Origin of the sequence: Collinsella sp. Sow4_E3, from assembly GCF_052116285.1 — a bacterium.
GTDB lineage: Bacteria > Actinomycetota > Coriobacteriia > Coriobacteriales > Coriobacteriaceae > Collinsella.
Map to the genome: position 1 here is coordinate 1 of NZ_JBQKLJ010000105.1, position 510 is coordinate 510.

The window sequence follows — 510 nt, forward strand, 5'->3', positions numbered from 1 at the left end:
GCTTTCATGTATGATGTAATTATCTCTAAACTTGATAGCTTTAAAGTTATTATTGATGGGATAAAAAGTAACAGGATTAAATCAGATGAGTATTTCCCATTTGATTCTATTATCGCTCTTCAGAAAATTGAATTCTTAAGAAAGTATCTCCAGAAATCAGGTTTTCGAAATTTCTCTACATATAAAGCTTTAACTGAGTATTTGGATAGTATCTTTGATGAAGATGACTATCTAATGCTCGATATTAATGGCTTTAAGGTATTTGTAGTATGGGATATGCCACGTACTGCTATTCTTGGGATTGCTGATCTTAATATGTATGAGAAGGAGCGTTATGATGCACTAATTAGCATTAATACTTCATATGGTTCAATGTCTCTACGGAGTGTTCCTAATAGTATTGATGTATCGGCTATTGCTAGGAAGTTTAATGGTGATGGTCATGTAAATGCAGCAGGTGGTCGAAGTGATCTATTTAAATTTGATAAGTTTAAACATGATCACGAATAT

1 protein-coding gene is annotated in these 510 nt (G+C 32.4%); it reads left to right on the plus strand.

What is annotated here, in order from left to right:
• Nucleotides 1-510 (plus strand): hypothetical protein (locus tag ACTQ48_RS11485; protein ID WP_441571055.1); only part of this gene is annotated, 510 nt, incomplete at both ends.